Origin of the sequence: Pseudolysinimonas yzui (assembly GCF_014653215.1) — a bacterium.
GTDB lineage: Bacteria > Actinomycetota > Actinomycetes > Actinomycetales > Microbacteriaceae > Pseudolysinimonas_A > Pseudolysinimonas_A yzui.
Genome location: NZ_BNAI01000002.1, coordinates 107,678 through 134,558 on the forward strand (window position 1 = coordinate 107,678; position 26,881 = coordinate 134,558).

Here is a 26,881-nt window from a genome sequence, read left to right on the forward strand (position 1 = left end):
TCGCTCAGCCTTTCAGGTGCACATGCACGTAGTCGATGCCCGCGAAGCCCTTGCCGGCGTCGCGCTTCTCGATGCGGATGGTGTGTTCGCCGGCGGCGAGACCCGTGGCGCGGAACAGCAACACCCCGTGGCGGGTGTGCTCGGCCAGCTGGCTGTGGGTGCCCTGCGAGACCCCGTCGATGAAGATCTCGACCTCGGCGGCACCGCCGGGCCCCACCGGACCTCGGACCTCGATGCCGGTGCCGGTGAACGCGATCTCGGCGAATCCATCGGTGGTCGATCCGCCGATCCGGCCGCCGCCATAGGCCGACCGGTCGGGCACCTCCGCCCAGTCGCTACCGGTGCCCCAGGCATCCGCCGCGCTGTCGACCATCGTCGTGGCGGCAGGCGGGTCCGCCGCGACGTCGAGGAAGAGCCAGCCGTGGCCGGGAATCGTCACAGTCAGCGAGCCATCCCGGATCGCCGGTCCCGGCTCTCCCGTGCGGAGGTCGGTCGTGGGCTGCGAGGGCCGAACGTCGCTCCCGGTCAGGTCCACCGTGATCTCGGTCGGCGTCGCCGCGAAGTTGAACACGTTGAGGGCGCTCGCGGAACCGTCGGCGCTGGTGCGCAGCAGCGCATAGCCGCTCGCCGCAGGACTCGCGGGCACCCGTTCGCGCCGCGCCCCGGGCGCCTCGGCCGGTGATGCGGCGAGCGCGGTCGTGACGTCGAAGAGCGCCTGCACGTCCGGAGCCGGGAGGGCGTCGATGAGCATCTGCTGGTCGATCGAGATCAACGCCCCCGACCCGCCTTGCACCGCGAGGTTGAACGCGCGCAGCGCACCCGGCTGGTCGGACTGCGTCGCGGGCGCCGAGCTGGTACGGCCGAGGAGGCGCCGGTGGTCGAGGAAGCTGACGTAGTGCGCCTCGAGCTCGTCGAGGGTCAGGTCGGGCGGATCCGCCGCGGCACCGAGCGCGAACGAGTAGTCGTCGGAGTCGGCGTTCAACATGATGTCGGTGTACCCGATGCGGTCCATCGCGGCTTGGGCATCGAAGGTTCCCATGCCCTCCGCGGTGACCCGCACCTGCCACTCGGGCCGGTACTCCTGCGGGTAGCGCACGAGCTCGGCGTGACGGAGTTCGCCCACGCCGTCGACCCCACCCTCCTGGAATCCCCACATGGTCTGGGGCGCGTCGAGTTCGAAGCCCTGCACGCCGTTGTCCATCCAGAACCGCAGCACCTCGTGTGCGAACTCCATGGTGGCCGGACTCTCATAGTTCAGAGCGGGATGCTGCCAACTGGTCGCGTACCACCGTTGAGCGACCTCGCTGAAGGCCCAGTCGCCCTCCATCGGCCGCTCGATCTGGGACTCCAGCGGAGGCTGGGACGGCGGCGTCTCGCCGTTCGGCTCGCGCTCGTCCCAGAGGAAGAGCCGGCTGTGCCAGGAGTCCGTTCCCGCGGCCCGGTCCTTCTCGGCCTGGACGAAGATCGGGCTCGTCGCGTGGAGGTACAGCAGGGCGATGTACATCGTCACGGTGATGCCGCGGTCGTTCGCCGCGGTCACCATCTCGCGCCAGTCGTCGAGCGTTCCGTTCGCCGGGTCGAAATCCATCAGGTCGCCGGTCGCGGGCAGCCCGCGCCACTGCCCGGTGCTCGCGTACGGGCCGTACATCATGAGGTTGGTGATCCCGCGGTCGGAGAAGTAGCCCGCCTCGATCTGCTTCGTGACGCTCGCGAATGTCGTCGCGCCGTAATCCCAATGGCGGCCCATGAAGTCGAACGGTTCCGTCGCGGTGACGTAGATGTTCATCGTCGAGCCGCCTTCGGCGAACGGCTTGCCCGGTACCCCCGGCAGCGGCTTCCGGTTGGGTTCGCGCGAGAGCGCCCACCCCGCGCCTGCCGCGGCGAGCACGACGGTGCCCGCGGTCAGCCACGCGATCACCCGGGTCGGGGGCGTCACCCTTTGAGTCCGATCGACGCGATTCCCCCGATGAGATACTTCTGCGCGACGAAATACAGCACGAGCACCGGGATGATCGTGATGAGGTTCGCCGCCATGAGCAGGTTGTACTCCGGGTTCTGCGTCGAGATGAACCCGGCAAGGCCGACCGCCGCCGTGAACTGCTCGTTGCGGTTCAGGTAGATCACGGGCCCGAGCAGATCGTTCCAGGTGCTGAGGAAGGTGAACACGGCGCACACCGCGAGTGCCGGGCGGCTGAGCGGCAGGATGATCGACCAGAAGATGCGGAACGCCCCGGCGCCGTCCAATCGCGCAGCGTCGTCGAGGTCCTTCGGGATCGACTTCATGTACTGCCGGATGAGGAAGACGAAGAACGCCGAACCGGTGAACGACGGCACGATCAGTGGCAGGTAGGTGCCGTACCAGCCGAGCTCGTAGAAGAAGACGAACTGCGGGATCATCAGGCCCTGCCACGGGATGAGCATCGTGAGAATCACGATCGTGAAGATCACGTTGCGCCCGCGGAAGGTCATGCGGGCGAGGGGGTAGGCGACGAGGGCGCACGACACCACCGAGCCGAACACCACGAAGAACTCGAGGAAGATCGTGTTGAACAGGTAGAGCGCGAACGGCCGCTGCGGGTTGAACAGCGCGCGTTCGAAGTTCTCCCAGTGCCAGAACTCGGTCGGGAACCACCGGGGTGGACTCGTGAAGATGCTCACATTGTCCGGCAGCAGGGCGACGGTCAGCATCCACCCCAGCGGAAGCATGATGAACGCGGACAGCGCGATGAGGCCGATGTAGACCACGCCTTTGCCGAGGCTCTCGCGCACGACGCTTCGACCGGCGCGCCTGCGGCGCCCGGGTCGCTCGATGGTCGCGGTCACCGTCACTCCTCGTCCTGGTAGTGCACCCAGCGGTCCTGGGTCTTGAGCAGCACGATCACCACGACGGTTCCGATGAGGAACAGCACCATGCTGAGGGCCGCCGCGTAGCCCAGCCGGCCGTCGCGGAACCCGGCCTCCCAGAGGTAGATCAGGTAGAAGCGCAGCGAGTCGCCGCTCCGCCCGCGGTTGATCGTGAAGGCGGTGTCGAACACCTGGAATGCACCGATGATCGATGTGAGCAGCATGAAGAAGAGCGTGGGGGTGAGCAGCGGCATCGTGACGCTCCAGAACCGCCGCCAGGCGCCGGCCCCGTCGATCATCGCGGCCTCGTACAGCGTCGGCGAGATGTTCTGCAGGCCGGCCAGGTAGATGATCGCGCCGTTGCCCAGCACGCCCCACAGCCCGGTGATGACAAGTGCCTGCACGGCCCACGCAGGGTCCTGGAACCAGCCGGGCGGGTCGGAGACCCCGACCGCCCGCAGGAGGGTGTTGACCACGCCGCGGTCGGGGTTCAGCAGCAGGAGCCACAGGATGGCGACCGCGACGCCGCTCAACACCGACGGCATGAACAGGATGGTGCGGAAGAACCGGATCCCCCACACCCGCTGGTTGAGCAGCAGCGCGGTGGCGAGGCCGACGACGAGGTAGAGCGGAACCGAGAGCAGGAGGAAGAATCCGGTGATCCGCAGCGACAGCCAGAAGCGGTAGTCGTCCGTCAGCATCTCGGCGTAGTTGTCGAGACCCACCCACTCGATCGGATACCGGAGATTCCAGCTGGTGAAGCTCATCGCGAAGCCGAAGAGCGCGGGCCCGATCGTGAAGGCCGCGGCGCCGATCAGCCAGGGGAGGAGGAAGATCCACGGCGTCAGCGCGCGGCGCAGCCGGACGTTCGTCGCTTGCATGGCTCTCCCTTGAGCAAATGGATTTGCTAAAACTACTGCCGACCTCGGGAACCGTCAAGCGCGGCTCGGATTCCGCCCGAGTCGGGTGCCTGGTCTTGACACACTGCGCCCCCAGCGGCAGAGTGATCCAAATGGATTTGCAGTCACGACCATCCCTCCAGCTCTACTCCGTCCGACGAGAGTTCGAGGCCGACCCCCGCGGGACGCTCCGCCGTGTTGCGGAACTCGGTTATGAGTCCGTCGAGGTGGTCGGGTTCTCGGGGCGCGCCGACCTCTTGGCCGGACTCCTCCAAGAAAGCGGGCTGCGCGCGATCTCCGGTCACGCGCACCTCGTCGGTGTGCCCGATGTGGAGGCGATCATCCGGGACGCGCAGATTCTCGGGCTGAACGCCGTCATCGACCCGGCGATCCCCCGCGAGCGCTGGAGCACTCGGCACGACATCGAAGAATCAGCACGCGGATTCGCGGCGGTCGCCGAAATCGCGGCGGCGGCCGGTCTCGAAGTCGGCTATCACAATCACGAGTGGGAGCTGCAGTCCGTCATCGACGGCCGTCCGGCGCTGGAAGTCTTCGCCGAAGTCCTGGACCCCCGCGTCGTTCTCGAGGTCGATACCTTCTGGGCGGAGGTCGGCGGGGTCTCGGCGCCGGGGCTCCTCAGCCGGCTCGGCGACCGCGTCCGCTACCTCCACTTGAAGGACGGACCCCTCACCCGCGACACCATTTCGCAGCTGCCCCTCGGCCAGGGCGCCGTCGACGTCCCCGCCGTGCTCGCGGCCGCACCCCGGGCGCATCGCATCGTGGAGTTCGACGATCATGACGGTGACATCTTCGCGGCTGTCGAAGCGTCGCGCCGATTCCTGGTCGATCGCGCCGCATGAGCCGGGTCGGAGTCGGGATCGTCGGCGCGGGCGTGATCAGCGAACAGTATCTGCGCAATCTCTGCGCCTTCCCGGACGTCGAGGTACTGTTCGTGGCCGACCTGGATGCCGGGAGGGCCGCGGGCCGCGCCACGGCCTTCGGCATCCCCACCAGCGGCAGCGTCGAGCAGCTGCTGGCGGACGATCGCGTGGAGATCGTCGTCAACCTCACCGTGCCCGTCGCCCACGTTGATGTCGGAGTCGCGGCGCTGGAGGCTGGCAAGCACGTCTGGATCGAGAAGCCGTTCGCCATCGACCGCGCTGGTGCCGAACGCCTCCTGGCCACCGCGACAGCGTCCGACCGCCGGCTCGCGGGCGCGCCGGACACGTGGCTCGGTCCCGGCCTGCAGGCCGCACGCCGGCTCATCGACGAGGGCGCCATCGGCCGGCCAACCGCGGCGTCCGCGGTGTTCCAGAGCGCTGGTCCGGAGCCGTGGCATCCCAACCCGGACTTCTACTACCAGCCGGGTGGGGGGCCCTTGCTCGACATGGCCCCCTACTATCTCACCGCCCTGGTGCAGCTGGTGGGACCGATCTCGCGGGTGTCGGCATTGGCATCCAGCGCACGATCGGAGCGTGTCATCGGTTCAGGGCCCCGCCAGGGCGAGCGAGTGCCCGTCGAGACGCCCACCCACTACGTCGCGCTTCTCGAGTTCGCCGCCGGGCTGGTCGCGCAGGCGGTCTTCAGTTTCGACGGGCACGGTCACGGAAACAGCCGCGAACTCGTGGTGTCGGGCAGTGTCGGGCACCTCGAACTGCCGGATCCGAATGAGTTCGACGGAGCATCGACTCTCCGGGTGCCCGGCCGGGAAGCCGTCGTGCACTCACTCTCGCCCGCCGGATTCTCGCGCGGAGTCGGGGTGCTCGAGCTGGCTCGCGCCGTGCGCGGCGGAGTGCCCGAGCGGGCGGGCGCCGCCCTGGTCGGTCACGTGCTCGACGCGGTGTTCGCGATCGCCGAGTCCGCCGAAACCCGCGCGGTGGTCGAGGTGACGTCGACCGTCGAACGGGCGGCCCCGCTTCCCGTCGGGTGGGACCCGTTCGTGCGGACGGTCTGACCGATGATCGGGGTCGGAATCGTCGGGCTCGGGCCGGCGACCCAGGCGATCCATCTGCCGACCCTCGCCCGGCTCGCGGATGAGTTCCGGGTGGTCAACGTCGTCGATATCGACGAGGCGACGGCGCGTGCCGTGGCGGATCCGATCGACGCTGGCTGGTCGACGTCGTTCGGGCAGCTCTTGGCCGACGAGCGCGTGGATGTCGTGGCGGTCTGCAGCCCCCACGCTCTTCACGTCGCGCACGTGATCGCGTCGCTCCAGGCAGGCAAGGCGGTGTTGTGCGAGAAGCCGCTGACCATGGATCTCGCGGGGCTGGCGGCGCTTCGTGAGGCGGCCGGAGGTGCGACGGCGCCGCTGATGGTCGGATGGATGCACGCCTACGACCCTGTCGTGGAAGCGGCGATCAGCTCGTGGAGCGCCGACGGGAATCGCGCGAGTGCGCTCCGGGTGTCGACGGTTCTGCCCCCCAACCACCGCTTCGAGGATGCCGCGACCGAGGTGCTTCCGCGCGCTCCGGCGACGGCCGGCGGAGGCGAGCCCGCGCTCCGCGAGGCGCTGCTCACCCTCGCGATCCACGACCTTCCTCTCGTCCGCCGTCTGCTGCCCGACCTCTCCGCTCCGCTGCAGATCACGCACGCTTCCTGGCGCGCGCCCTGGGGGTATCTGGTGCTCGGTCGGATCGGCGAGACGCGGGTCGAGCTGCACGCGTCGCTCGGTCAGCCAGGGGGACCGGCCTGGACCCTGGAGGCGATCTCGCCCACGGCGAGCCTCACCCTCGACTTTCCCCCTTCCTATGTTCATGTCGGGTCGGCGACGTCGCGGCTGGCCCGGGCCGGCGGTCGCGTCGACGAGCAGACGGCGGCTCCCGAAGACGGTTACGACGGGGAGTGGCGGCGGATGGCAGCGGCGATTCGCGAGGGTGCCGTCGGTGCACTCGACGATGCGTTGCTCGACGCGGAGTTCGCCATCGCGCTGGCGGATGCGGCAGGCCGGTGGGTCGGGAAGGCGAGAGCCGCGTGACCGTCCTGACGATCGACGTCGCCGAGGATGCGCCGGAGCGGATTCGGACCGCGGTGGCCACCTTCCCACGTTCGTTTCGCACCGCCGGGCCGGCGATCGCCGACGTTCACGTCATCGGCGGTGACGGGGGGTGGACGGCTCGAGCGACTTCGCTTATCCAGGAGGGGAGTCGTGCCGTGCTCGTCGGCGATCCGGTCGTCGAGGACGCGCGCGAATTGCATGCGGTCACCGCAGAGGCCGGCGCATCGGTGCTGCTCGCCCCCGCGGGCGCCGAGGATCCTGCTCTTGCGTCGCTGGGTGCGCGGCTGGGCGGATCGAATGGCGGGCTCCTCGAGTGCCGCCTGATCGCGTCGCGGTCGTCGTCCCGTTCGGCGACGACGATGGCGATGCTCAACGTGCTGAGGAGTGCCGACTCTCCCCTCCGCGAGCTGCACGCGACATCGGGCAACGAGCACGGTCTTCATGCGACCGGACGTCTCGAGTCGGGCCGTGACGTGGTCCTCGCGATCGACATCAGCGACGCCGTGCGGCCGATCGCGCGTCTGCGCGTGATCGCATCCGTCGGCGTCATCCAGGCCGACATCCCCTTGAGCGAGCGCAGCCGGCCCGCGCTGCTGCGTGAGAACTCCGCCCTCGGGGAGTGGCATGCCGAGCCGGCCTACCTCAGTTCGTCGCGTGCGGTTCTCGCGCGACTTCACGCGACGGTCACCGGGTCGCCCGAGCGCAGCGACCTCGAGGTCCTCGAGCGCCTGATTCCCGTCGCTCGCGAGCTGTCGTGGCCCTGACGCCCGCGGTGCCCGAGGCATCCCCCATCGGCGTCGCGACGCTGAGCTTCTGGCACGTTCACGCCGACGAGTACTCGGCGGCCGCTGTCGCCCACCCCGACACGCACCTCGTCGCCATCTGGGACCGGAACGCCGAGCGAGGGGAATCGGCAGCGCGGGAACGAGGAGTGCCCTTCGTCGCGGATCTGGAGACTCTGCTGGGCCGGGCTGACGTTGACGGGGTGATCGTCACGAATGAGACCTCCGAGCACACCGCGGTGATCCTGGCGGCCCTCGCGGCCGGCAAGCATGTGTTCAGCGAGAAACTGCTCGCCCCGACGAGCACCGAGGTGCAGGCGATTCTCGACGCGGCGGTGACCGCCGGCGTGCAGCTGGTGACGTCGCTTCCGTACTTCTCGCTCTCGCCGACGCGCACCGCGCTCGCGCACATCGCCGCGGGCAGGCTCGGCCGGGTGCACTACGCGCGCGTTCGCGTCACCCACGACGGCGCGACGCGCGGCTGGCTGCCCGACCGCTTCTTCGATCCCGCGGCGGCCGTCGGCGGCGCACTCACCGACCTCGGATGCCATCCGGTCTCGCTGATGCTCGCCTTCATGGGGCGTGAACCGGTGACGATCTCTTCGACCTATGGCTCGATCACCGGGCACGAGGTTGAGGATCTGGCATCGACGACGGCGTCGTTCGCCGGCGGGGGTGTCGGTGTCGCGGAGACGAGCTTCGTCGACCCCGGGAGCTTCGACTTCGAAGTCAGCGGCGACGCCGGCGCCATCGCGTACAGTTCGCGGGACGACATGCTGTGGGCCCGGGGGGCGGTCTTCTCCGAGAGCGCATGGATCCGGCTCCCCATGGAGCCGGCGGCCGCGAAACCGTTCGACCGGTGGGTAACGGGCATCCGCACGTCCAGGCCGGATCAGGCGAACCTGCGCGCCGCGCAGACGCTCACGGCCTACGTCGTCGCGAGCAACCGCTCGGCGTCGACGGGACGTACCGCGCGGTGCGCCCGCCTCAGCGGGGTGTCAGGATAGCGCTGTGGAGCGGATCACGATCGAGGACGTCGCGGCTCGCGCCGGGGTGAGCCCGACGACCGTGTCGCACGTCTTCAGCGGTCACCGACCGGTTCGCAGCGAGACCAAGGCGCTCGTCGAACGTGTCGCGATCGAGTTGGGATACCGGCCCAACGCCGTCGCGCGTTCGCTGCGCGTGCAGCGCACCAACACCGCGATGATCATCCTCCCTGACATCACGAACCCGTTCTACCCGGTGTTCGCGCGCGGGGTGCAGGACGTTCTGCGCGCCGGCGAGTATCACACGCTGCTGTGCAATACCGACTCGCGAGAAGAGGAGGAACGTGCGTTCCTCGACGAGGCGATCTCGCGTCGCCTCGACGGCGTCGTGTTCATGGGCTATTGGGTGTCGCCCGAAGAGTTGCTCGACGTCGCCACCGCAGGCGTCGCCGTCGTCAACCTCGGGGAGGGGGTCCCGGGCGCCCCGATCGACTCCGTGCGGTCGACCGACGAGGAGGGCGCGCGCGACGCGACGGCCTTCCTGCTCGGGCGCTACGGCAGCGCGGTGGCGCTGATCGACGGCACCATGTTCGCGCCGGTCGCCCGCGCGCGCACGAGCGGCTACCAACGGGCTCTTCGGTCGGCGGGCCTCGTGCCCGTTCCGGAGTACGAGGTCAGCGAAGAGTTCACCCGGGAGGGCGGGAGTCGGGGCATGGCCGCCTTGCTCGACTTGGCCGACCCCCCGCGCGCGGTGTTCTGCGCCAACGATCAGATCGCGATCGGCGCGCTTCAGGAGGCCGCTCGGCGGGGGCTGTCGGTCCCCGCCGACATCGCGATCGTCGGCTTCGACGACATCGACGCGGCGACCATGGTGCGTCCGAACCTCACGACGGTGCGCAACTCGCCGGACGCGCTGGGCGCGCACTGTGGTGAGTTGCTGCTCTCGCGCATGACGGGTGAGTTCACGGGGCCGGGGCGCGACGTGGTGATCCCCGCCGAGCTCGTCATCCGGGAAAGCGCGTGATGCCGCGCGTCTCTGTCATAACCTGACGATCTTCTCGCCCGGAGCGGGGCCTCGTTCCGCGGCTAAGGCACGCGCGCGGGCTCCGTATCGCCGACCCGTTGGGCGCCGAGCGCTGACCGTCAGGCCGTCTGGGTCTCGACCGCGACCGTCTCCTCGAGCGGAAGCGCGTCGGGCGTGCCTTCGCCCTCACCCGAGATGCCGCGCTTGTCGAGCGCACTTTCGACGATGGTGAGGCCCTGCATGCCGGGGAGCTTCGCGATGTGCGAGTCGATGCTGCGGATCAGCTTGCGCCCCTCGGCGCCCGCGAACAGGTGCCCCATGACGTGGGTGACCTCGCTATCGGGCGAGATCGTCGAGCCGACGGGCGCCCAGAACTTGCTGAGCGCGAAGCGGGCGATCACCTGCGCCTTCTTGCTCTTCTCGAGCCGGTCGCGGGCCTGTGAGGCGTAGAAGGCGACGTGCTTGGTCTCTTGCGCCGCGATCCGCTTGAGCAGTTCGGCGAGCACGGGGTGGTTCTCCTGGCGGGCCATGCGCAGGTAGGCGGCGTTGGCCGACCACTCGTTGGCGGCACCCCAGGCCATGTGCACGGCGACGAAGTCGTGGCCGACGAGCCCGCCGAGCAGCGACTGCTTGATCGGGTCGAGCCGGTCTTTCCAGCCCAGCTTGAGCCGCGAGGCCTTGAGCTGGTCGAAGTCGACGGTGATGCCGTGCTTGCCGAGCACCGCGGCGAGGGCTTCGCCGTGCCAGAACTCCTCACGGTTCCACATCGTCATGAACGAACCCACTTCGGGTTCCTTGTGCGACGGGGTGGTGAGCAGATCGCGCAGGTAGCAGACCGTGTGGTACTCGACGTCGCACATGTAGCGCAGCACGCGCAGGCTCGACTCGGGCAGCGGGTTGGTCTCGAAGGACTCGAGGTCGAGGTCGGTCCAGGTCACCGGCTCGGAGTTCGCGGTGTACTTGTCGATGTCGAACGCCACGGGGTGCCTCCCTTCGAGGTGCGTCTACGAGTTCTCGGGTTGTGAAGTCTTCGAAACGGCCGTCGTGGCCGGATTGCCGTCCATCAAAGCACGCTTCGGTGACCGAATGCCCCGCTTCCAGTGGTGAATCGGCCAGTGGCGCTTCTGCGCTTCCTTGGTCAGCTGGGGGTCGGGGTTGATCGCGGTGGGGTGACCGAGCATCTCGAGCCAGCCGAGGTCGGCGTGGCTGTCGCCGTAGCCGTACGACGCGGCGAGGTCGGCGCCGTGCTCCTTCGCATACCGGGTGAGCCAGGCCGCCCGGGATTCGTCGACGATCGGCGGCTTCGTGAGGTAACCGGTGAGCACCCCGTCGCGCTCGTGCATCGTGGTGGCGACGACATCGTCGAACAGGTTCTCGAACGGCTTCGCGAGCAGGCCGATCGAGCCGGAGACGAGCACCGTACGGTGGCCGGCCTCCTTGTGCAGACGGATCTGCTCGAGTGCCTCGTGGCTGGTGTGACGGCGCATGGTGTCGCCATAGCCGCCGGCGACGATCTTCTCCAGCCGGCTGACCGGCATCCCCTCGTAACGCCGCAGGAAGGTGCGGATGAACTCGCCGCGGTTGCGACGCTCCGCCCGCAGGTAGCCGGGCACCGAGGCCAGCATGCCGAGCACCTCGCCGGGCCAGGCCGCCTTGCGCAGGCCGGCGGAGCGCACCCAGAGGTACTGCTGCACGATGTTCGAGTCGACGACCGTGCCCTCCATGTCGAACACGGCGAGCACGTCGCCGCGCGGGGGCAGCTCGGCCTTACGGGTCGGCTGGGCGGCGGCGCGTTCGGCCTGGCGGGCGCGCGAGAACGCCTTCGTCAGCTTGGTGATCGCCGGGAAGTGCACGTTCTGCAGGTAGTCGTCCCAGTCGATCGCCGAGATGTCGAAGCCCTTGTCGGCCTTCTCTTTCGCCGGCAGGGCGTCGTGGAGGGCGCGCAGGTTGGAGTCGTCGAAGATCAGCTCGGTCTCGACGTACACCCGGTAGAGCGAGACGAAGTTGCGCAGCGTCGCGAGGTCGGCGACGCCCTTTTGCAGCTTCTCGAGGGTCGCCTGAGATCCCTTGGTCTTCGGCAGGATGCGCAGCGCGCGCTCCCCGGCACGCACCCGGCGTTCCAGCCGGTTGATGCCGCGTTCCACCTTGTCGGGCCCGGGGAACTTCCACACCGGAACCACGATGGGCTTGCCGCGGCGATCGGTGAGCGGGTTCTTCGTGAAGAACTCGTGCACGTTCTCGTACATCTGGTGGAACGGCACCGGGTTCGAGGCGCCCGAGGCCACGTGGTAGTACTCGGGCTCGCCCTTCTTCGCGGGGTTGGCGGCGGCGGCGAGGATCGTGTTGACGACGTAGTCGACCGGGATGAGGTCGAGGATGCTGTCGGGCAGCCCGGGGAACTCGGGCAGCTGCCCCTTGCCGTACGCCATGATGAGCGGGTCGGCGACCTTGAAGCCGTCGATCCAGCCGGGGTAGGGGTGCTTGAGGGCGCTCTCGATGATCGCCGGCCGCACGACCGACAGGCGGTGGTCGGCGCCCCACAGCTCTTCGGCGGCGCGCTCCGAGAACGCCTTCGACAGCGTGTAGACGTCGGTCCAGCCGAGGCTCTGTGCGCGCGTGCGGCCGGCATCCACCAGTTCGCTCCGCACCCAGGCGAGCCGGGCCAGCTCGCTCCACTTCGCGACCGCCTGCGGGCCCTCCTTGCCGTGCTCGGCCTGCGCGGTCTCCATGAAGGTGCGCAGCCGGTGCGGCTCGCGCGACTCGGTTTCGATGCGCCGGTGCGCGTCGAACGCCGAAGCGTACTCGGCGCGCCAGTCGATGTCGTGCTTGAGGCTCGTCTCGGGCGCGACGCCCTTGCGCAGCCCCTGCACGTAGCAGGTGGAGACGTGCACGACCCGGGGGTCGCCGCCGGCCGCGCGCAGGCTCTCGTAGAGGTTGACGACGCCGCCGATGTTGGCCTCGAACGACTCGTTGATGGGGTCGTCGAACGACACGCTCGCGGCGCTGTGGATGACGAGGTCGAGGTCCTTCGGCAGCGTCAGCGGCGAGGTCAGCCCGCCCTCGACGACCTTGATGCGGTTCTTGACGGCATCCTCGATGCCGGCGGCGCCGACCTTGTCGCGCCAGGCGGCGAAGACGGGCTTCTTGAGCAGGCTGCGCACGCGGTCTTCGGCGCTTGCGCTGCCCTTGACCCGCACGAGGATCGTGACCGTGGTGCCGGGGTGGTCGTTGAGCAGCCGCTCGAGCACGGCCTGGCCGACGAAGCCGGTGGCGCCGGTGAGGAATACGCGAGCGCTGCCGAGGTCGGTGGTCGCCTTCTTGGGGGTCACGGAACCAGTCTCGCAGCCACGATGGGCGCGGCGGCACCGAGTCCGGGGAGCGCGGCGATACGGTCCGCGATCTCGGCGGCGCGCGCGGCACCGTCCTTGCCGCCGAACACGACCGCCTCGAAGGAGGAGCGGTCTTCGGCCGACCGGTCGATCGCGCCGAGCGGCCAGGCCGACCGCTTGACCTCCTTGAGGGAGAGTTTGCGGGCGCGGGCTGAGTCGGCGAGGCGTCGCTGCGCGTCTTCGGCGAGGAAGAGGATGTGGCGCTCCTTGAGTTCGATGATGAGGTCGGCGACCGCGCGCACGGCGGGGGCGATCTCGCCGAGGCGACGGTAGGCCGCGGTCGTCACCCACTCGTCGATGAGTCCGGTGGTGACGTGGGCGGCGACGAGTTCGGGGCCGGCGATGTTGCCGGCGATGGCGCGGGCGATCGGGCCGCGTCGTTCGACGCGTTCGACGCGTGACCGGCGCCGCGCCCCCGCGGGTGAGGTGAGGTCGTGCCCGGTCGCCTCGAGCACGGCGTCGAGGGCGTCGGCGATCCAGAACTTCTCGAACGCCCAGGTGGTGAGGAACGCGGTGACGCGGGCATCCTTGTGCGTCGCCGTCACCAGCACGTTGCGCATCCGCTCCATCGTGTGACGCTCGAGGTCGCGCATCGTGCGGATGAGCCGGGCGGCGTCGGCATCGACGTCGGCGGCGGTCAGGGACTCGAGGTCGAGTTCACCGCGGTGGCTTCCCCGGGCGGTGCGGGCGAACTCACGGACATCGAAAGTCATGGCGGGGTCCTTCGGTACGGGGGTGGGAGGTCCCGTGCGCGGAGCGTTAGTGCCCCGCACCGTATCGTAAGGCACATGGCTATCGCTCTCATCACGGGAGGAACGTCGGGCATCGGGGCCACGTTCGCCCGGCAGCTCGCGGCCGCGGGCTCCGACATCGTGCTCGTCGCGCGTGACCGCGAGCGTCTCGAGCAGATGGCGCATGAACTTCGCGGCATGGGTCGTGAGGTCGAGATCATGCCCGCCGACCTGGCGAAGCGCGCCGACGTCGCGAAGGTCGTGAAGCGGCTCGAAGACCCGAAGAAGCCGGTCGACGTCCTGGTGAACAATGCCGGTTTCGGCATGCATTCTCGGCTCTCGGATGCCGACTCGACCGGCCACGACCGCGCGTTCGAGGTGATGGTGCGTTCCGTGCGCGAGCTGGGGGCGGCATCCGCTCGGGCCATGCGCGCCCGCGGCCGGGGCCGCATCATCAACGTCTCGAGCACCGCCGGCTTCGTCGCGATGTCGAGCGGCTACTCCTCGATCAAGGCCTGGGTGACGAGTTTCAGCGAGAGCCTCTCGAATGAGTTGCACGGCACCGGGGTGACCGTCACGGCGCTCTGCCCGGGCTGGGTGCACACCGAATTCCACGATCGGGCCGGGATCTCGAAGGGCGGCATCCCGAGCTGGTTGTGGCTCGACGCCGACAAGCTGGTGCGCGCCGCGCTGCGGGATGCCGAGCGCGGCAAGGTGATCTCGATCCCCACGGTGCGCTACAAGGTGCTCATGGGGATCGTGCGTCACCTGCCCCGGTCGACCGTGCGGGCGATCTCTCGTGCCATCAGTTCCAGTCGCACAGTCTCCAGTGGCAGTAGTACCGTGACCAAGTGACCGAAGACGAGCGCGCGGAAAAGGAGCGATCCATGTCCGCGAAGGCGAAACGGTTCACGTCGAGAGGGCGTGCGGCCGCTCGGTTCGTCGCCCAGCGCGGATTGCTCGTGCCGGTGGCCTGGTCGACCGTCAAGGTCGAGGTGCACGGCGTCAAGAAACTGAAGAAGGTCGGCAAGGCGTTCATCGTCATCGCCAACCACTCCAGCCACCTCGATGCCCCGCTCATCCTCGGGTCGCTGCCGATGCGCATGTCGCGCTACCTCGCCGCCGGGGCCGCGGCCGACTACTTCTTCGACGTCTGGTGGCGGCGCGGGCTGACCGGCCTGTTCTTCAACGCCTTCCCCGTCGACCGCAGCGGCGTCAACCCGCGCAGCGTGAGCGCCAAGGTGCTGCTGCAGAAGGGCGTGCCGCTGCTGGTCTTCCCCGAAGGCACCCGGGCGAAGGACTACCGCAAGCGCGGGCACTTCAAGCCCGGCGCCGCCGCTCTCGCCATCTCCACGGGTGTGCCCATCATTCCCGTCGCCCTGGTCGGAGCCGGTCGCGCCCACCCGCGCGGCAGCAAATGGCCCAAGCCGGGTCGGCTCCCGGTCGGCGTCGTCTACGGTGACCCGATGTTCGCGCGTCCCGGCGAAGTGCCCAACGACTTCATGGCGCGCATCAAAGCCGAGATCGAAAGCCTGCTCGCCGAGCACAGTCCCCGTATCCTGGGCTCCGACGCCCCGCCCGCCCCCGAAGAAGGACCGAAGTCATGACCGACGCCAGGAACAACCAGGTGAGCCATATGAAGTGGTGGGGCTGGGGCCTGGACGGGGTGGGGTTCCACTGGGAAGACAAACCCGGCTTCGCGCCGTTCGTGCTGAAGGCCGTCGGCCTCGACCTGCACACCGCGCAGCCGGTGCCCGAGCCGTCGTTCGCCGACCTCAAGGTGCCGAAGTCGAAAGCCACCGCGACCTTCACCGGAGCGCTCGCCGGCATCGTCGGCGAAGACGACGTCACGACCGACGACCTGGAGCGGGTCGTGCACACCTACGGCAAGAGCCTGCGCGACCTGGTGCGCATCCGCACCCACAAGATCGAACGGCTCCCCGACGTCGTGGTCTACCCCGACGACGAGGCCGAGATCCAGAAGGTCGTGGATGCCGTGGTCGCCGCCGACGCGGTGCTTATCCCGTTCGGTGGGGGCAGCAACATCGCCGGATCGCTCGAGCCGCGCGCCGACGAGAAGCGCATCGTCGTCTCGCTCGATCTCGGTCGCCTCAACAAGGTGCTCGACATCGACGAGGAGTCGGGCATCGCCCGCATCCAGGCGGGGGCGCTCGGGCCGCACCTCGAGAAGCAGCTGAACGACAAGGGCTGGACGATCGGGCACTTCCCCGACTCGTTCACGCACTCCTCGATCGGCGGCTGGGTCGCCACCCGGTCCTCGGGCATGCAGAGCGACAAGTACGGCGACATCGCCGAGATCGCCCGCGGCATGCGCGTCGTGCGCCCCGGCGGCACCCTCGTCATCCGCGCCCTGCCGTCGACCTCGTCGGGGCCGAGCGTGCGCGAGATGATCCTCGGCAGCGAGGGCCGTCTCGGCGTCATCACCGAGGTGACCGCCCAGGTGCACCGCATCCCGGCGAAACGCGACGTGTACGCGTACTTCTTCCCGAACATCGAGGCGGGCTTCGCGGCGATGCAGGAGATTTCCGAATCGGACGCCACCCCGTCGATCACGCGCGTCTCCGACGCCCGCGAGACGGGCTTCTCGCTCGCGACGAGCAAGAGCCGCAAGGGCCTCGACAAGTTCCTGGCCGGCACCGTTCTCCCGGGCCTGATGAAGCGCAAGGGCTGGGCGAAACAGCCCGGCGGTCTCGAGAACATCTGCCTGTCGTTCATCGGCTTCGAGGGTTCGGTCGAGCACGCGAAGCGGCAGAAGAAGCTCGTGGATGCCATCGTGAAGAAGCACAACGGCATGGGCGTCGGCACCGGCCCCGGCGTGCTCTACGACCAGAAGAAGTTCGACACCCCGTACCTGCGCGACTTCCTGCTCGACCGGGGCGCCGCGGGCGACGTCTCCGAGACGGCGGGGCCGTGGTCGAAGCTCGCCGACCTGCACGCCGGGGCGTATGCCGCCGCGAACGCGGCCTACGAGAAGATCGGCCGCAAGGGCTGGATCATGTCGCACCTCTCGCACTCGTACCACTCGGGGGCGTGCCTGTACTTCACCTTCGCGTTCGTCGGCGGCGACGACATGCTCGGCGAGTACGACGTCGTGAAGTCGGCGATCCAGCAGTCGTTCATCGACAACGGCGGAACGCTCTCGCATCACCACGGCGTCGGCCTGGAGCACTCGCCGTGGCTGGAGCAGGACATCTCTCCGGAGGGCGTCAAGGTGATGCGCGGGCTGTTCGCGGTGACCGACCCGGGTGAGAACCTCAACCCGCGCAAGATCGTCGCCGACGTGCGGGAGTCCATCTCTCGGTGACGGTCGTCACCCGGTGAACGACCTGGGCGAGCGCAACCAGACCCGCGCGGCAGCGATGGCAGCCGACCTGGCCGACGTCCGTCGCGCCCTCGACCGCTTCGCGATCGGCTACCTGCTCGTGCGGGGTGACGACGATCGACCGGTCATCGCGGTGGATCGCGCGGGGCGGCCTCAGCTGGAAGCCGCATTCGCCGCCGATTTCGCCGGGCTGCCGTTCTACGCGCGGGTCGACGAGAGCGGGAAGCGCTCGGAACGTCGGCTCGCATCCGGTCTGCCGCTCGGCGCCGAGGCCGAGCTGTTCCTGCTCTACCGGCGGCGTCCCCGCGAGTCGCGGGCGGGGTGGAAGGTCGCCGAGGCCGCGGTGCGGCTCGAGCTGTGGACGTTCGACGCCGACGAGATCGTGGCGCCCCGTGCGAACGCGCTGACCCGTCGCCGCATCCCCCGGGCGGATGCCGTCGAGACCTCGGTCTCGCGCGGCGGTCAGGACTGGCCGACCCTCGCCGGCATGTTCGACGATCACGCCGACGACGTGGACTTCGACATCGACATGGTGTTCTCCTGGGTCGACGGCAGCGAGCCGGGATACCTCGAGGAACGCCGCCGCTGGAGCACCCTCAGCGGCCTCGACGCCGACACCGGCCCGGCCCGGTACCGCCAGATCGACGAACTGCGCTACGCCCTGCGCAGCGTGCACGCCTTCGCGCCCTGGGTGCGGCGCATCTTCGTCGCCAGCGACTCCCCGGCGCCGGCCTGGCTCGACCCGGCGCATCCGCGGGTGACCTTCGTGCGCAGCGAGGAGTTCTTCGCCGACACCGGGATGCTGCCGACCTTCAACTCGCACGCGATCGAGAGCCAGGTGCACCGCATCCCCGGCCTCGCCGAGCACTTCCTCTACTCCAACGACGACATGTTCTTCGGCCGTCCGATGACGCCCGCGATGTTCTTCTCGCCGGGCGGGATCTCCCGATTCGTCGAAGCCACCGTGCGCATCGGCCTCGGCGAGTCCGACCCGGTGCGCACTGGCCACGACAACGCGATGCGGGTCAACCGGGCGCTGCTGCGGGAACGATTCGGCCGTACCATCACCCGGCACCTGGAGCACACCGCCGCCCCGATGCGCCGCAGCGTGCTGGCGGAACTCGAGCAGGAGTTCCCCGCCGACTTCGCCCGAACGGCCGCGTCGCGGTTCCGGTCGGGCGACGACATCTCGGTCACCAACTCGCTGTATCACTACTACGCGCTGCTCACCGGGCGAGCGGTGACCCAGACGGCTCTGCGCGTGCTCTACGTCGAGACGACCCTCGCCCGCAGCGCGGCGCTGCTGCGCCGCCTGGAGCGCCGGCGCCAGCACGAGATGTTCTGCCTCAACGACGGCAGCGAGCCGGAGATCCCCGAAGAGGCGCGGGTGGCGACGGTGACGTCGTTCCTCGAACGCTACTTCCCCGTGCCCGGGCCGTGGGAGCTGCCGTCGGCTTAGCCGGCGACGAGTTCGATCGGGCGGGTACGGGTGTCGTCGCCGACGGCCGGGGGCTGGCCGACGCCCGGGTCGCGCGCGAGCTGGATCCCGAGCTCGGCGAGCCGCCGGGCCGCCTCCGCGGGATCGACGTAGGCCAGGGTGTCGGTCGGCTCGAGCGGAACGACGGAGTGCAGCACGGTGGTCGGGTAGACGTGCACGAAGTTGAACGCGCGCGCGCCGTCGCGGGGGCGGCTCCCGCCGGCGGGGGCGAGCAGGTCTTGCGTATAGCAGCTCGCCGAGGCGACCGAGACCGGGATGCCGGCGAAGGTCGCGGTCGAGGAGTAGTGCAGGTGCCCGCCGAGGATGGCGCGCACGTCGCTGCCGGCGAGCACCGCGGCCAGCCGGGACTGATCGCGCAGCTCGACCGAGACGGCGAGGTCGAGCAGACTCGGGATCGGCGGGTGGTGCATCGCGAGGACGGTGCCGTCGAGGGCGGGACGGGCGAGTTCTTCGGCGAGCCAGGCGAGCTGGGCATCGTCGAGTTCGCCGTGGTGCATTCCCGGCACCGTGGTGTCGAGGGTGATGACCCGCAGCCCGTTCAGCCAGTACACCCGGTCGACGGGGGCGGCGCTCGCGGGCTCCCCGAGCAGCCCGGTGCGGAACGCGGCCCGGTCGTCGTGATTGCCCATCGCCCAGACGACCTGGGCGCCGATCCGGGCGGCGACGGGTTCGACGATGGCGGCGAGCTCGGCGTAGGCGGCCGCTTCACCGTGATCGGCGAGGTCGCCGGTGAACACGATGGCTTCCGGGCGGCGACCGGTGAGCTCGAGGGCGGTGAGCAGTTCCCGCAGGCGGGTGGCCCCGTCGACACGGTCGTACAGGCGACCCTCCCCCGCCAGGAGGTGGGTGTCGCTGATGTGAACGAGAACGTGATCGGGCCGTGGGTACTCAGCCTCGAGCCGGGACATGGCCCCATGCAAGCAGATCGAGCGCCCTCGTGCGTGACATCGCCCGGAACGTCCCGCGAATTCCCGGGCTCGCCGGGTTCGATAACGTGGTCGAGATGCCTACCCCGATCCTCACGCCCGAGGTCGCCGCGGCGCTCGATGCCGGTCGACCGGTGGTCGCGCTGGAGTCGACGATCATCTCGCACGGCCTGCCGCGGCCCCGCAATCACGAGGCGGCGCTCGAGTTCGAGCAGCTGCTGCGCGATCGCGACGTCGTCCCGGCGACGATCGCGGTGCTCGACGGCGTGCCGCGCATCGGGCTCGACGCCGACGGCGTGCGACGCATCGCCGACGACGACCTGGCGAAGGCGAGCGTGCGCGACCTGCCGATCCTCGCCGCGCTCGGCGGCTCGGGTGCGACGACGGTCGCCGCGACCGCCCGGCTCGCCGCGCTCGCCGGCATCCGCGTCTTCGCGACCGGCGGTCTCGGCGGGGTTCACCGCGGGGCCTCGTCGACGTTCGACGAGTCGGCCGACCTGTCGGTGCTGGCCGAGAACCCGGTCACGGTGGTGAGCGCCGGCGTGAAGAGCGTGCTCGACATCCCGGCGACGCTCGAGCGGCTCGAGACGCTGAGCATCCCGGTCGTCGGGTACGGCACGCGGGAGTTCCCGGCGTTCTGGCTGCGCGAGTCGGGGTACCAGCTCGACTGGCAGGTGTCGGGTGCCGCGCAGATCGCCGCAATCATGCGGGCGCGCGACGAGCTGGGTGCCCGGCAGGGCATCGTCGTCGCCAACCCGATCCCCCTCGCTCAGCAGTGGGACCCGAGCGAGCACGACCGCGTGCTCGCGGAGGCCTTCGCGGCCGCCGACGCGGCGGGGGTGCGGGGCAAAGCCGTCACCCCGTTCCTGCTCGGCTACATCGTCGACGCGTCGGGCGGCCGCAGCCTCGAGGTCAACCTCGATCTGGCGCGCAACAACGTGAAGGTCGCGGCCGAGATCGCGCACGCGTGGTCGGCGCTGAGCCGGTGATCGCCCGGCGCGTGACCGGCGGTCGCGTCGTCGTCGTCGGCGACCTGATGAACGACATCGTCGTCGTGCCGCGTGGGCCGATCCTGCCCGACACCGACACCGAGTCGCAGGTGCGGCCGCGGCCAGGCGGTTCGGCGGCGAACACCGCGGCCTGGCTGGGCTCGCTCGGCGCGCCGGTCGACTTCGTCGGGGCAGTGGGGGATGCCGACGCCGAGACGCACGCCGAGCTGTTCCGCGAAGGGGGCGTGACGCCGCACCTGCAGGTGGAGCCCGGGATGCCGACCGGCAGCATCGTGATCCTGGTGCGCGGCGAGGAGCGGTCGATGCTCACCGAACGCGGAGCCAACGCCGCGTTCAGCGGAGTGACCTTCACCGACGACCTGCTCGACACCGCGGCGATCGTGCATCTGAGCGGCTACACGATCGTGAAGGACTTCGGCCCGGGTGCGGCTCGCGACATCCTTCGCCGGGTGCGCGAGCGCGGCATCCCGTTCTCGGTCACCCCGGGGTCGTACGGCTACCTCGCGCAGTACGGGGCCGCGCGGTTTCTCGACGACATCCGCGGAGCCGAGATCCTCATCCCCAATCTCGCGGAGGGCCGCCTGCTGTCGGGCGAAGACGACCCGATGGCGGTGGGCGCCGCGTTGCTCGAACACTCCCCGATCGTGCTGCTCACGCGCGGCTCGCTCGGCGTCATCCTGTTCCGGCGCGACCAGCCTCCGCTCGAGGTGCCGCCGCCTCCGGTTGCGAAGCTCGTCGACCCCACCGGGGCCGGCGACGCGCTCGCCGCGGGATTCCTCGCCCACTGGGTGCGCTCGCGCGATGCCGAAGCCGCCGTGCGTGCCGCGGTTCTGGTCGCCGCGCGCGCCGTGATGCTCATCGGCGGGCGCCCTCCGCTCTAGCGACGCAGCGTCGCGAACGCCGCGAGGGCGTCGCGGCGGGACGCGGCGAGGTCGACGATCGGGGCAAGACGCTCCCCGGCGGGCAGCCAGCGCCGCACATACTCGCCGTCGGGATCGAACTTCGTCGCCTGCAGGTCGGGGTTGAACACCCGGAAGTAGGGCGCGGCATCGGCGCCCGACCCGGCCACCCACTGCCAGTTGCCCGGGTTGTTCGCCTCGTCGGCATCCACCAGGGTGTCCCAGAACCATTCCTCGCCGATGCGCCAGTGCCGCAGCAGGTTCTTCACCAGGAACGACGCGACGACCATCCGCACCCGGTTGTGCATCGTGCCGGTGCGCCACAGCTCCCGCATGCCGGCGTCGACGAGCGGGATGCCGGTGCGGCCCTGCTGCCAGGCCTCGACCTCGGGGCCGCGATCCCACGACCACGGGAAGTCGTCGTACGCCGGGCGGTAGTTGCGGGTGGCGAGATCGGGGTGGGCGTACAGGATCGACCAGTTGAACTCGCGCCAGCCGAGCTCGGCGAGGAACTTCGGCACGTTGCGCCGGGCCTCGGGGCCGAGGGCTCCGTGCATCCGATGCCAGTTCTGCGCGGGCGAGAGCTCGCCGAACCGCAGGTGCGGGCCGAGCCCCGACGTGCCGACCGCGGGTTCGTCGCGGCGGTGGTAGGCGGCGAGGCCGTTGCCCGCGAAGCGTTCGAGGCGACGGTGCGCCGCCGCTTCGCCGGGCTCCCACGTCGCGCGCAGGCCTGCCGCCCAGTCGGGGCGGGTCGGCAGCAACTCCCACGCGTCGAGGTCGTCGGATGCGGCGGGCGGCCCCGCGGGCAGGGCGCGTGGGGCGGGCCGCGGCTCGCGCATCGGCCGCTCGCGAGCGGCTCGCCAGAACGGGGTGAACACCTGGTAGGGCGTGCCGGCCTCCGTCGTCACCTCCCACGGTTCGACGAGCAGGTTGGCGGCGAAGCTCGCGACCTCCACGCCGCCCGCGCGCAGGGCGGACTTCAGCCTCGCATCCACCTCTCGGCTCGCGCCGTAGCGGCGGTTCCAGAACACCGCATCCGCGCCGGTCTCGGCCACGAGCCTGGGGATCTCTACTTCGGCGGCACCGCGGCGCAGCACGAGCCGCCCACCGAGTCGCGCGATCGCGGCGGCGTGCGCGGTCAGGCTGTGGTGCAGCCACCACCGGGTCGCCCCGCCGAGCGGCCGGATGCCGGGGCTCTGCTCGTCGAACAGGTACAGCAGCACGATCGGGCCGCCGCGGACGAGGGCAGCGTGCAGGGCGGGGTGATCGGCGAGCCGCAGATCGTCGCGGAACCAGACGATCGACGGGGCGGGCACGTCGTCAGCCTAGGTCGGCGAGAGGGGGGGTGCCGTTAACGGATTGAAGGCCGGCCGCAGAGGCGAGCGGCCGGCCTTCTCCCTTGCACCAAGAGTGTCCTGCAATCACATTCCGCACCCTCCGCCACAGCAAACGGTGGGCGCTGGTTAGAACGTATAACGGAAAGGTAACGGTGTCTAGTTATCCGTTCGTTATTTTTCTGGGAGTCCTCTTTGAGCCCCTCACGGCTCGACGACCACCTTGCCGAGAGCCCGGCCCTCACCCACATGGCTGAGTGCGGCGGGCACCTCGTCGAGCGAGAACACCCGATCGATGTGGCTGTCGATCTCGCCCGCGACGCAGCCCTCGGCGACCGGCATGAAAGCCGCGGGCCCGCTGCGTACGACGAGCAGCGCGATGCGTCGGTCGCTCAGGCGCCCGAGCAGCGTCCCCGCCGTGAGGACCCGAAGCAGCGCCCGCGCCGAACCGCCCACCATCCAGTACTGGCCGCCGGGATTCAGCACGCGGCGGTAGGCGAATACGGAGCGGTACGCCACCAGATCGAGGACGAGGTCGTACGGACCGGTGCGGGTGTAGTCGGTGGTGCGGTAGTCGATCACGTCGTCGGCGCCGAGAGAGCGCACGTAGTCGAGCTTGCCGGCGTTGTCGACTCCGGTGACGTGGGCTCCGGCCCGCTTGGCGAGCTGGATGGCGAACGTGCCGGTGCCGCCGCCGGCACCGTTGATCAGCATGCGCACCCCTGGCGCCGCGCCGGCCGTACCCTGCGCCGCGATCGCGCCGGCCTGCGGGATCGTCGACGCCTCGGCGAACGACAGCCCGGCGGGCTTGAGGGCGAGCACCGACTCCGGGGCGACGGCGAACTCGGCGAAACCGCCCATCAACAGCAGGTTGTCGCCGTAGACCTCATCACCCACGCGGAACGTCGTCACCGCGTCGCCGATCGCCGCCACCCGCCCGGCGATGTCGGAGCCCAGAACCCGTCGCACCGGGCGGCGGAGCCCGCCGAACCGGGCGTATGCCGGCGACCCGCGCAGGCCCTCCCAGTCGGAGAGGTTCACACTCGTCGCCGCGACCTCAACGAGCACCTGCGTCGGCTTGGGGGTCGGAACCGGGATGCGTTCGAGCCGCAACCCAGACGGCGGGCCATAGCGTTCGTAGACGACGGCTCTCATCTGGCGCGGCACGCGCACAGCCTAAAGGTGCGAGCGGGAAACCTGATCGCACCCGGCTTTCAGCGCTTGGTGGCCTTCGTCACGGCATCCGTGTTCTGCGCGGCGCGGTCGGTGGCGGCGCGCTTGTCTGCCTTCGCGGTGCGCTTCTCCTTCAGCGTCTTCGACGCTGCGGTCTTGCCGGATTCTTTACGTGCGGACTTCTCACCCATGGGTCGTGCTCCTTCGAGAGCCTCGGTGACCCTGTGCGGCTGAGGCTACACCGGTGCACCAGGATGGAACTGTGACGGCGTACTGGGTGAACACGGTTCGAGAGCTGAAGGATGCCGAGAAGCTCGCGCGGTATGCGGAGCTGGCCACCCCGGCCATCGCGGCACATGGCGGTCGCTTCATCGCCCGCGGACTGCCCCAGGCGGCCTTCGAGGAGGGCACGCTCGACCGCACGGCGATCATCGAGTTCCCGAGCGTCGACGCGGCGGTCGCCGCGTACGAGAGTGAGGGCTACCAGCTCGCGCTGGCGGCCCTCGACGGGGGAGCGGTGCGCGACATCCGCATCATCCCGGCCGTCTGAGTCTCGTCGTCTGACCGCGCGTCAGAAGACGTCGGGCGACGGCGTGGAGGCGTAGCGGATCGTGACGTCGGCGTGCCGGTCGAACCGGTAGCCCGCGCCGCGCACGGTGCGCACGATGTCTTCGTAGGCGCCGAGCTTCGACCGCAGCCGTCGCACGTGCACGTCGATCGTGCGCTCGTTCGGCGTCTCCTCGTCGTCGGTCTCGCCCCACAGCGTCGAGATGATCTCGGCGCGGTCGATCGTGCGGCCCTCGCGCAACACGAGGAACTGCAGCAGCTCGAACTCCTTGTAGGTGAGCGGCGCGGTGTCGCCGTCGAGCAGCACCCGCTTGCGGGAGATGTCGATCACGACACCGCCCTTCGGTTCCGGCTTCTCGGCGACCGTCGCCTGACGGTGTTTCGCGAGCGCCGCCGGATCCTGCAGGGCGAGGCGCACGACATCCACGTCCCGGCCGCCGGCCCCGATCGGGGCGAGCGCGACCGAGGCGTAGGTCTCGGCGCCGGGCACGGTCTCGGCGAGCAGACGTTTCACCGCTTCGACGATGCGGGGCAGGTCGGTGCCGGCGGCTTCGGCCTTCGCCTCGTCGATGCCGACGTAGAGCGCGAAGCCGCGGGCTTCGGTTCCCTCCGGCACGGCACGGATGCGCGTGACCGGAGGGGTGGGTTCGGGGGCCGGTGCCGCCGCGGTGGGCGCGGGACGGACGGCCGGGTGCAGCTGAGAGAGAGTGGCAAGAGACATGGTGTCGAATCCTTGGTCGCCAGGAGGCGGCGTGGGGTCATCCATCGCGTACCGCCTCGGAGGAGTGTGGGTCAGAGCTGGAGCCACGGAACGGGCTCGCGGGCGCACTAAGCGCAGGGGCGTCTGTCACGCACACATTCGACAACACATGACCGCGCGCACCGTCATCACCTCGACGGAGGTCAGAGCGCGCGAAGAACCGGTCATGTCGAGAAGTTTCGCTTACCGGCGTAATGATTCGCAACCCTGCGACACCGTGTTACGCCGCGTGTCGACGGCGTTCAGACCAGACCGTAGAGGCGATCGCCCGCGTCGCCGAGCCCCGGAACGATGTAGCCGTGCTCGTTGAGCTTCTCGTCGAGCGCCCCCAGCACGACCGTCACGTCACGCCCCTCGGTGGCCTGCCGCACGTGCTCGACGCCTTCGGGGGCGCCCAGCAGGCAGATCGCCGTCACGTCGACGGCGCCCCGATCGAAGAGGAACTGGATGGCGGCGCTCAGCGATCCGCCGGTGGCGAGCATCGGGTCGAGCACGAAGCACTGCCGGTCGGAGAGGTCGTCGGGCAGCCGGTTCGCGTAGGTCGTCGGGAGCAGCGTCTCCTCATCGCGCACCATGCCGAGAAAGCCCACCTCGGCGGTCGGGACCAGCTTGACCATGCCCTCCAGCATCCCGAGGCCCGCGCGCAGAATCGGCACCACGAGCGGGCGCGGTTCGCTGATCGCGAGGCCCTGCGCGCGCGCCACCGGGGTGGTGACCTCGACGGGTTCGGTGCGCACGTTGCGGGTCGCCTCGTAGGCCAGCAGGGTCACCAGCTCTTCGACGAGCGACCGGAACACCGGCGACGGCGTCTTCGCGTCACGCAGCACCGTCAGTTTGTGGGTGATGAGCGGGTGGTCGGCCACGTGCAAACGCATAGGGTCGATGCTATCGACCAGGCCCTCAGCTCCGACCAGGCCGCGATGCGCCTCGCCCTCGCGGAGGCCGAACTCGCCCTCACGACGGCCGACGTGCCGGTCGGCGCGGTGATTCTGGATGCCGACGGCTCGGTGCTCGCCCATGGTCGCAACGAGCGCGAGAAGCACGAGGATCCGACGGCGCACGCCGAGATCGTCGCCATCCGGCGCGCCGCGGAGACCCGAGGTGACTGGCAGCTCACCGGCACGACCCTCGTGGTGACCCTGGAACCGTGCGTGATGTGCGCCGGCGCGATCGTCGCGGCCCGCATCCCCCGGGTCGTCTTCGGCGCCTGGGATGAGAAGGCCGGCGCCGCAGGCAGCGTCTACGACCTGTTGCGCGACCGGCGCCTCACGCATCGCGTCGAAGTCGTGCCCGACGTGCTCGCCGAGGAGAGCGCCGCGCTGTTGCGGGAGTTCTTCGCGACTACCAGAGCACCGCGACCAGCACGTTGACGATCGCCAGCCCGCCCGCGGTGTGGAAGGCCGGCTTGACCTTGCCGCCGCGGCGTTTCTGCACGTGGGCGATGATCGCGGCGACCAGCACGATGACGGCGATGCCGAGTTTCACCGCGATCTTGACGTTGTCGACCTCGAGGTCGCCGGCCTGACGCAGCCCGACGAGCGCCAAGCCGGTGACCACCTGGGTGATCGCGCCGGTGAGCACGACGCCCGTCGCGAAGCCGTCGTTGGCCCGCATCTGAACGAAGAAGGCGCCGACGATGGCGGCGAGGCCGAGGAAGTGCACGGCGAGCACGAGGTGGCGAACGAGGTCGAGCGATTCCATGACGCGATTCTGACAGGTGC

At 69.8% G+C, this 26,881-nt stretch carries 27 protein-coding genes; 14 read left to right on the forward strand and 13 right to left on the reverse strand.

Features of this window, described 5'->3' with window-relative positions:
- Nucleotides 1-4: 4 nt before the first annotated feature.
- From IE173_RS06290 to IE173_RS06300, 3 genes are read right to left on the reverse strand one after another with little or no spacing between them, the layout of a single operon-like run.
- The gene (locus tag IE173_RS06290; protein WP_191282621.1) at nt 5-1,936 is read right to left on the reverse strand and encodes an alpha-amylase family glycosyl hydrolase; all 1,932 of its coding nucleotides are present in this window, start codon (nt 1,934-1,936) and stop codon (nt 5-7) included.
- Nucleotides 1,933-2,823 (reverse strand): carbohydrate ABC transporter permease, encoded by an 891-nt coding sequence (locus IE173_RS06295; RefSeq protein WP_229841946.1) that lies wholly within the window; start codon nt 2,821-2,823, stop codon nt 1,933-1,935. Before IE173_RS06295 ends, IE173_RS06290 begins: the two co-directional genes overlap by 4 nt.
- Nucleotides 2,824-2,825: 2 nt before the next feature.
- A complete protein-coding gene (locus tag IE173_RS06300) occupies nt 2,826-3,725 on the reverse strand; it encodes a carbohydrate ABC transporter permease (RefSeq protein ID WP_191282622.1) in 900 nt (299 codons plus the stop codon).
- A 131-nt stretch (nt 3,726-3,856) separates the two neighbouring features.
- On the opposite strand from IE173_RS06300, the gene IE173_RS06305 reads away from it, so the two are divergent.
- The 6 genes from IE173_RS06305 to IE173_RS06330 are packed head-to-tail and all read left to right on the forward strand — an operon-like array spanning nt 3,857 to nt 9,530.
- Nucleotides 3,857-4,603, forward strand: coding sequence for a sugar phosphate isomerase/epimerase family protein (locus IE173_RS06305; RefSeq protein WP_191282623.1), 747 nt, complete (start codon nt 3,857-3,859; stop codon nt 4,601-4,603).
- On the forward strand, nt 4,600-5,697 hold the full coding sequence (locus IE173_RS06310; RefSeq protein WP_191282624.1) for a Gfo/Idh/MocA family protein: 1,098 nt from the start codon (nt 4,600-4,602) through the stop codon (nt 5,695-5,697). The genes IE173_RS06305 and IE173_RS06310 overlap by 4 nt, the downstream gene beginning before the upstream one ends.
- A gap of 3 nt (nt 5,698-5,700) precedes the next feature.
- Entirely contained in the window at nt 5,701-6,717 is a 1,017-nt protein-coding gene (locus IE173_RS06315) for a Gfo/Idh/MocA family protein (RefSeq protein WP_191282625.1), read from the forward strand.
- Nucleotides 6,714-7,502, forward strand: coding sequence for a hypothetical protein (locus tag IE173_RS06320; protein WP_191282626.1), 789 nt, complete (start codon nt 6,714-6,716; stop codon nt 7,500-7,502). The genes IE173_RS06315 and IE173_RS06320 overlap by 4 nt, the downstream gene beginning before the upstream one ends.
- Nucleotides 7,493-8,527 (forward strand): Gfo/Idh/MocA family protein, encoded by a 1,035-nt coding sequence (locus tag IE173_RS06325; protein ID WP_191282627.1) that lies wholly within the window; start codon nt 7,493-7,495, stop codon nt 8,525-8,527. Before IE173_RS06320 ends, IE173_RS06325 begins: the two co-directional genes overlap by 10 nt.
- A 4-nt stretch (nt 8,528-8,531) precedes the next feature.
- A complete protein-coding gene (locus IE173_RS06330) occupies nt 8,532-9,530 on the forward strand; it encodes a LacI family DNA-binding transcriptional regulator (RefSeq protein ID WP_191282628.1) in 999 nt (332 codons plus the stop codon).
- Between the two features lie 119 nt (nt 9,531-9,649).
- Here the strand turns inward: IE173_RS06330 and IE173_RS06335 are convergent, their stop codons facing one another.
- The 3 genes from IE173_RS06335 to IE173_RS06345 are packed head-to-tail and all read right to left on the reverse strand — an operon-like array spanning nt 9,650 to nt 13,632.
- Nucleotides 9,650-10,510 (reverse strand): ferritin-like domain-containing protein, encoded by an 861-nt coding sequence (locus IE173_RS06335; protein ID WP_229841947.1) that lies wholly within the window; start codon nt 10,508-10,510, stop codon nt 9,650-9,652.
- Nucleotides 10,511-10,534: 24 nt separating this feature from the next.
- A complete protein-coding gene (locus IE173_RS06340; RefSeq protein ID WP_191282629.1) occupies nt 10,535-12,859 on the reverse strand; it encodes an SDR family oxidoreductase in 2,325 nt (774 codons plus the stop codon).
- Nucleotides 12,856-13,632 carry a hypothetical protein gene (locus tag IE173_RS06345; protein WP_191282630.1) on the reverse strand — a complete coding sequence of 259 codons (777 nt, stop codon included), beginning with the start codon at nt 13,630-13,632 and terminating at the stop codon, nt 12,856-12,858. Before IE173_RS06345 ends, IE173_RS06340 begins: the two co-directional genes overlap by 4 nt.
- Before the next feature lie 75 nt (nt 13,633-13,707).
- On the opposite strand from IE173_RS06345, the gene IE173_RS06350 reads away from it, so the two are divergent.
- Genes IE173_RS06350 through IE173_RS06365 form a run of 4 tightly spaced genes read left to right on the forward strand, consistent with a single transcriptional unit; the run spans nt 13,708 to nt 18,452 of the window.
- Nucleotides 13,708-14,505, forward strand: a complete 798-nt coding sequence (locus IE173_RS06350; protein WP_191282631.1) for an SDR family NAD(P)-dependent oxidoreductase — start codon at nt 13,708-13,710, stop codon at nt 14,503-14,505.
- A gap of 32 nt (nt 14,506-14,537) precedes the next feature.
- Nucleotides 14,538-15,257 (forward strand): lysophospholipid acyltransferase family protein, encoded by a 720-nt coding sequence (locus IE173_RS06355; RefSeq protein ID WP_191282632.1) that lies wholly within the window; start codon nt 14,538-14,540, stop codon nt 15,255-15,257.
- Nucleotides 15,254-16,975, forward strand: a complete 1,722-nt coding sequence (locus tag IE173_RS06360; RefSeq protein WP_191282633.1) for an FAD-binding oxidoreductase — start codon at nt 15,254-15,256, stop codon at nt 16,973-16,975. The genes IE173_RS06355 and IE173_RS06360 overlap by 4 nt, the downstream gene beginning before the upstream one ends.
- 13 nt (nt 16,976-16,988) lie before the next feature.
- Nucleotides 16,989-18,452 (forward strand): stealth conserved region 3 domain-containing protein, encoded by a 1,464-nt coding sequence (locus tag IE173_RS06365; protein ID WP_191282634.1) that lies wholly within the window; start codon nt 16,989-16,991, stop codon nt 18,450-18,452.
- Here IE173_RS06365 and IE173_RS06370 read toward each other — a convergent pair.
- Entirely contained in the window at nt 18,449-19,399 is a 951-nt protein-coding gene (locus IE173_RS06370; protein WP_191282635.1) for a metallophosphoesterase, read from the reverse strand. The genes IE173_RS06365 and IE173_RS06370 overlap by 4 nt on opposite strands.
- A 95-nt stretch (nt 19,400-19,494) precedes the next feature.
- Here IE173_RS06370 and IE173_RS06375 point away from each other — a divergent pair, with 95 nt between their 5' ends.
- Nucleotides 19,495-20,406 carry a pseudouridine-5'-phosphate glycosidase gene (locus IE173_RS06375; RefSeq protein ID WP_191282636.1) on the forward strand — a complete coding sequence of 304 codons (912 nt, stop codon included), beginning with the start codon at nt 19,495-19,497 and terminating at the stop codon, nt 20,404-20,406.
- Complete coding sequence (locus IE173_RS06380) at nt 20,385-21,308, forward strand: carbohydrate kinase family protein (RefSeq protein WP_191282637.1); 924 nt, start codon at nt 20,385-20,387, stop codon at nt 21,306-21,308. The genes IE173_RS06375 and IE173_RS06380 overlap by 22 nt, the downstream gene beginning before the upstream one ends.
- Here IE173_RS06380 and IE173_RS06385 read toward each other — a convergent pair.
- From IE173_RS06385 to IE173_RS06395, 3 genes are all read right to left on the reverse strand, one after another.
- Nucleotides 21,305-22,642 carry a cryptochrome/photolyase family protein gene (locus tag IE173_RS06385; RefSeq protein WP_191282638.1) on the reverse strand — a complete coding sequence of 446 codons (1,338 nt, stop codon included), beginning with the start codon at nt 22,640-22,642 and terminating at the stop codon, nt 21,305-21,307. The two genes, IE173_RS06380 and IE173_RS06385, sit on opposite strands and share 4 nt — an antisense overlap.
- Nucleotides 22,643-22,864: 222 nt before the next feature.
- Nucleotides 22,865-23,827 (reverse strand): NAD(P)-dependent alcohol dehydrogenase, encoded by a 963-nt coding sequence (locus IE173_RS06390; RefSeq protein WP_229841948.1) that lies wholly within the window; start codon nt 23,825-23,827, stop codon nt 22,865-22,867.
- Nucleotides 23,828-23,874: 47 nt separating this feature from the next.
- Complete coding sequence (locus tag IE173_RS06395) at nt 23,875-24,024, reverse strand: hypothetical protein (RefSeq protein WP_191282639.1); 150 nt, start codon at nt 24,022-24,024, stop codon at nt 23,875-23,877.
- A 71-nt stretch (nt 24,025-24,095) separates the two neighbouring features.
- On the opposite strand from IE173_RS06395, the gene IE173_RS06400 reads away from it, so the two are divergent.
- On the forward strand, nt 24,096-24,383 hold the full coding sequence (locus tag IE173_RS06400; RefSeq protein ID WP_191282640.1) for a DUF1330 domain-containing protein: 288 nt from the start codon (nt 24,096-24,098) through the stop codon (nt 24,381-24,383).
- A 21-nt stretch (nt 24,384-24,404) separates the two neighbouring features.
- Here the strand turns inward: IE173_RS06400 and IE173_RS06405 are convergent, their stop codons facing one another.
- Together IE173_RS06405 and upp are read right to left on the reverse strand one after the other, a co-directional pair.
- Nucleotides 24,405-25,121 (reverse strand): winged helix family transcriptional regulator, encoded by a 717-nt coding sequence (locus IE173_RS06405; protein ID WP_191282641.1) that lies wholly within the window; start codon nt 25,119-25,121, stop codon nt 24,405-24,407.
- Between the two features lie 281 nt (nt 25,122-25,402).
- Nucleotides 25,403-26,035 (reverse strand): uracil phosphoribosyltransferase, encoded by a 633-nt coding sequence (upp, locus tag IE173_RS06410; protein ID WP_191282642.1) that lies wholly within the window; start codon nt 26,033-26,035, stop codon nt 25,403-25,405.
- Nucleotides 26,036-26,047: 12 nt separating this feature from the next.
- Here upp and tadA point away from each other — a divergent pair, with 12 nt between their 5' ends.
- Entirely contained in the window at nt 26,048-26,530 is a 483-nt protein-coding gene (tadA, locus tag IE173_RS06415; protein WP_268248907.1) for a tRNA adenosine(34) deaminase TadA, read from the forward strand.
- Here the strand turns inward: tadA and IE173_RS06420 are convergent.
- Nucleotides 26,502-26,861, reverse strand: coding sequence for a hypothetical protein (locus IE173_RS06420; RefSeq protein ID WP_191282644.1), 360 nt, complete (start codon nt 26,859-26,861; stop codon nt 26,502-26,504). The genes tadA and IE173_RS06420 overlap by 29 nt on opposite strands.
- Nucleotides 26,862-26,881: the final 20 nt, after the last annotated feature.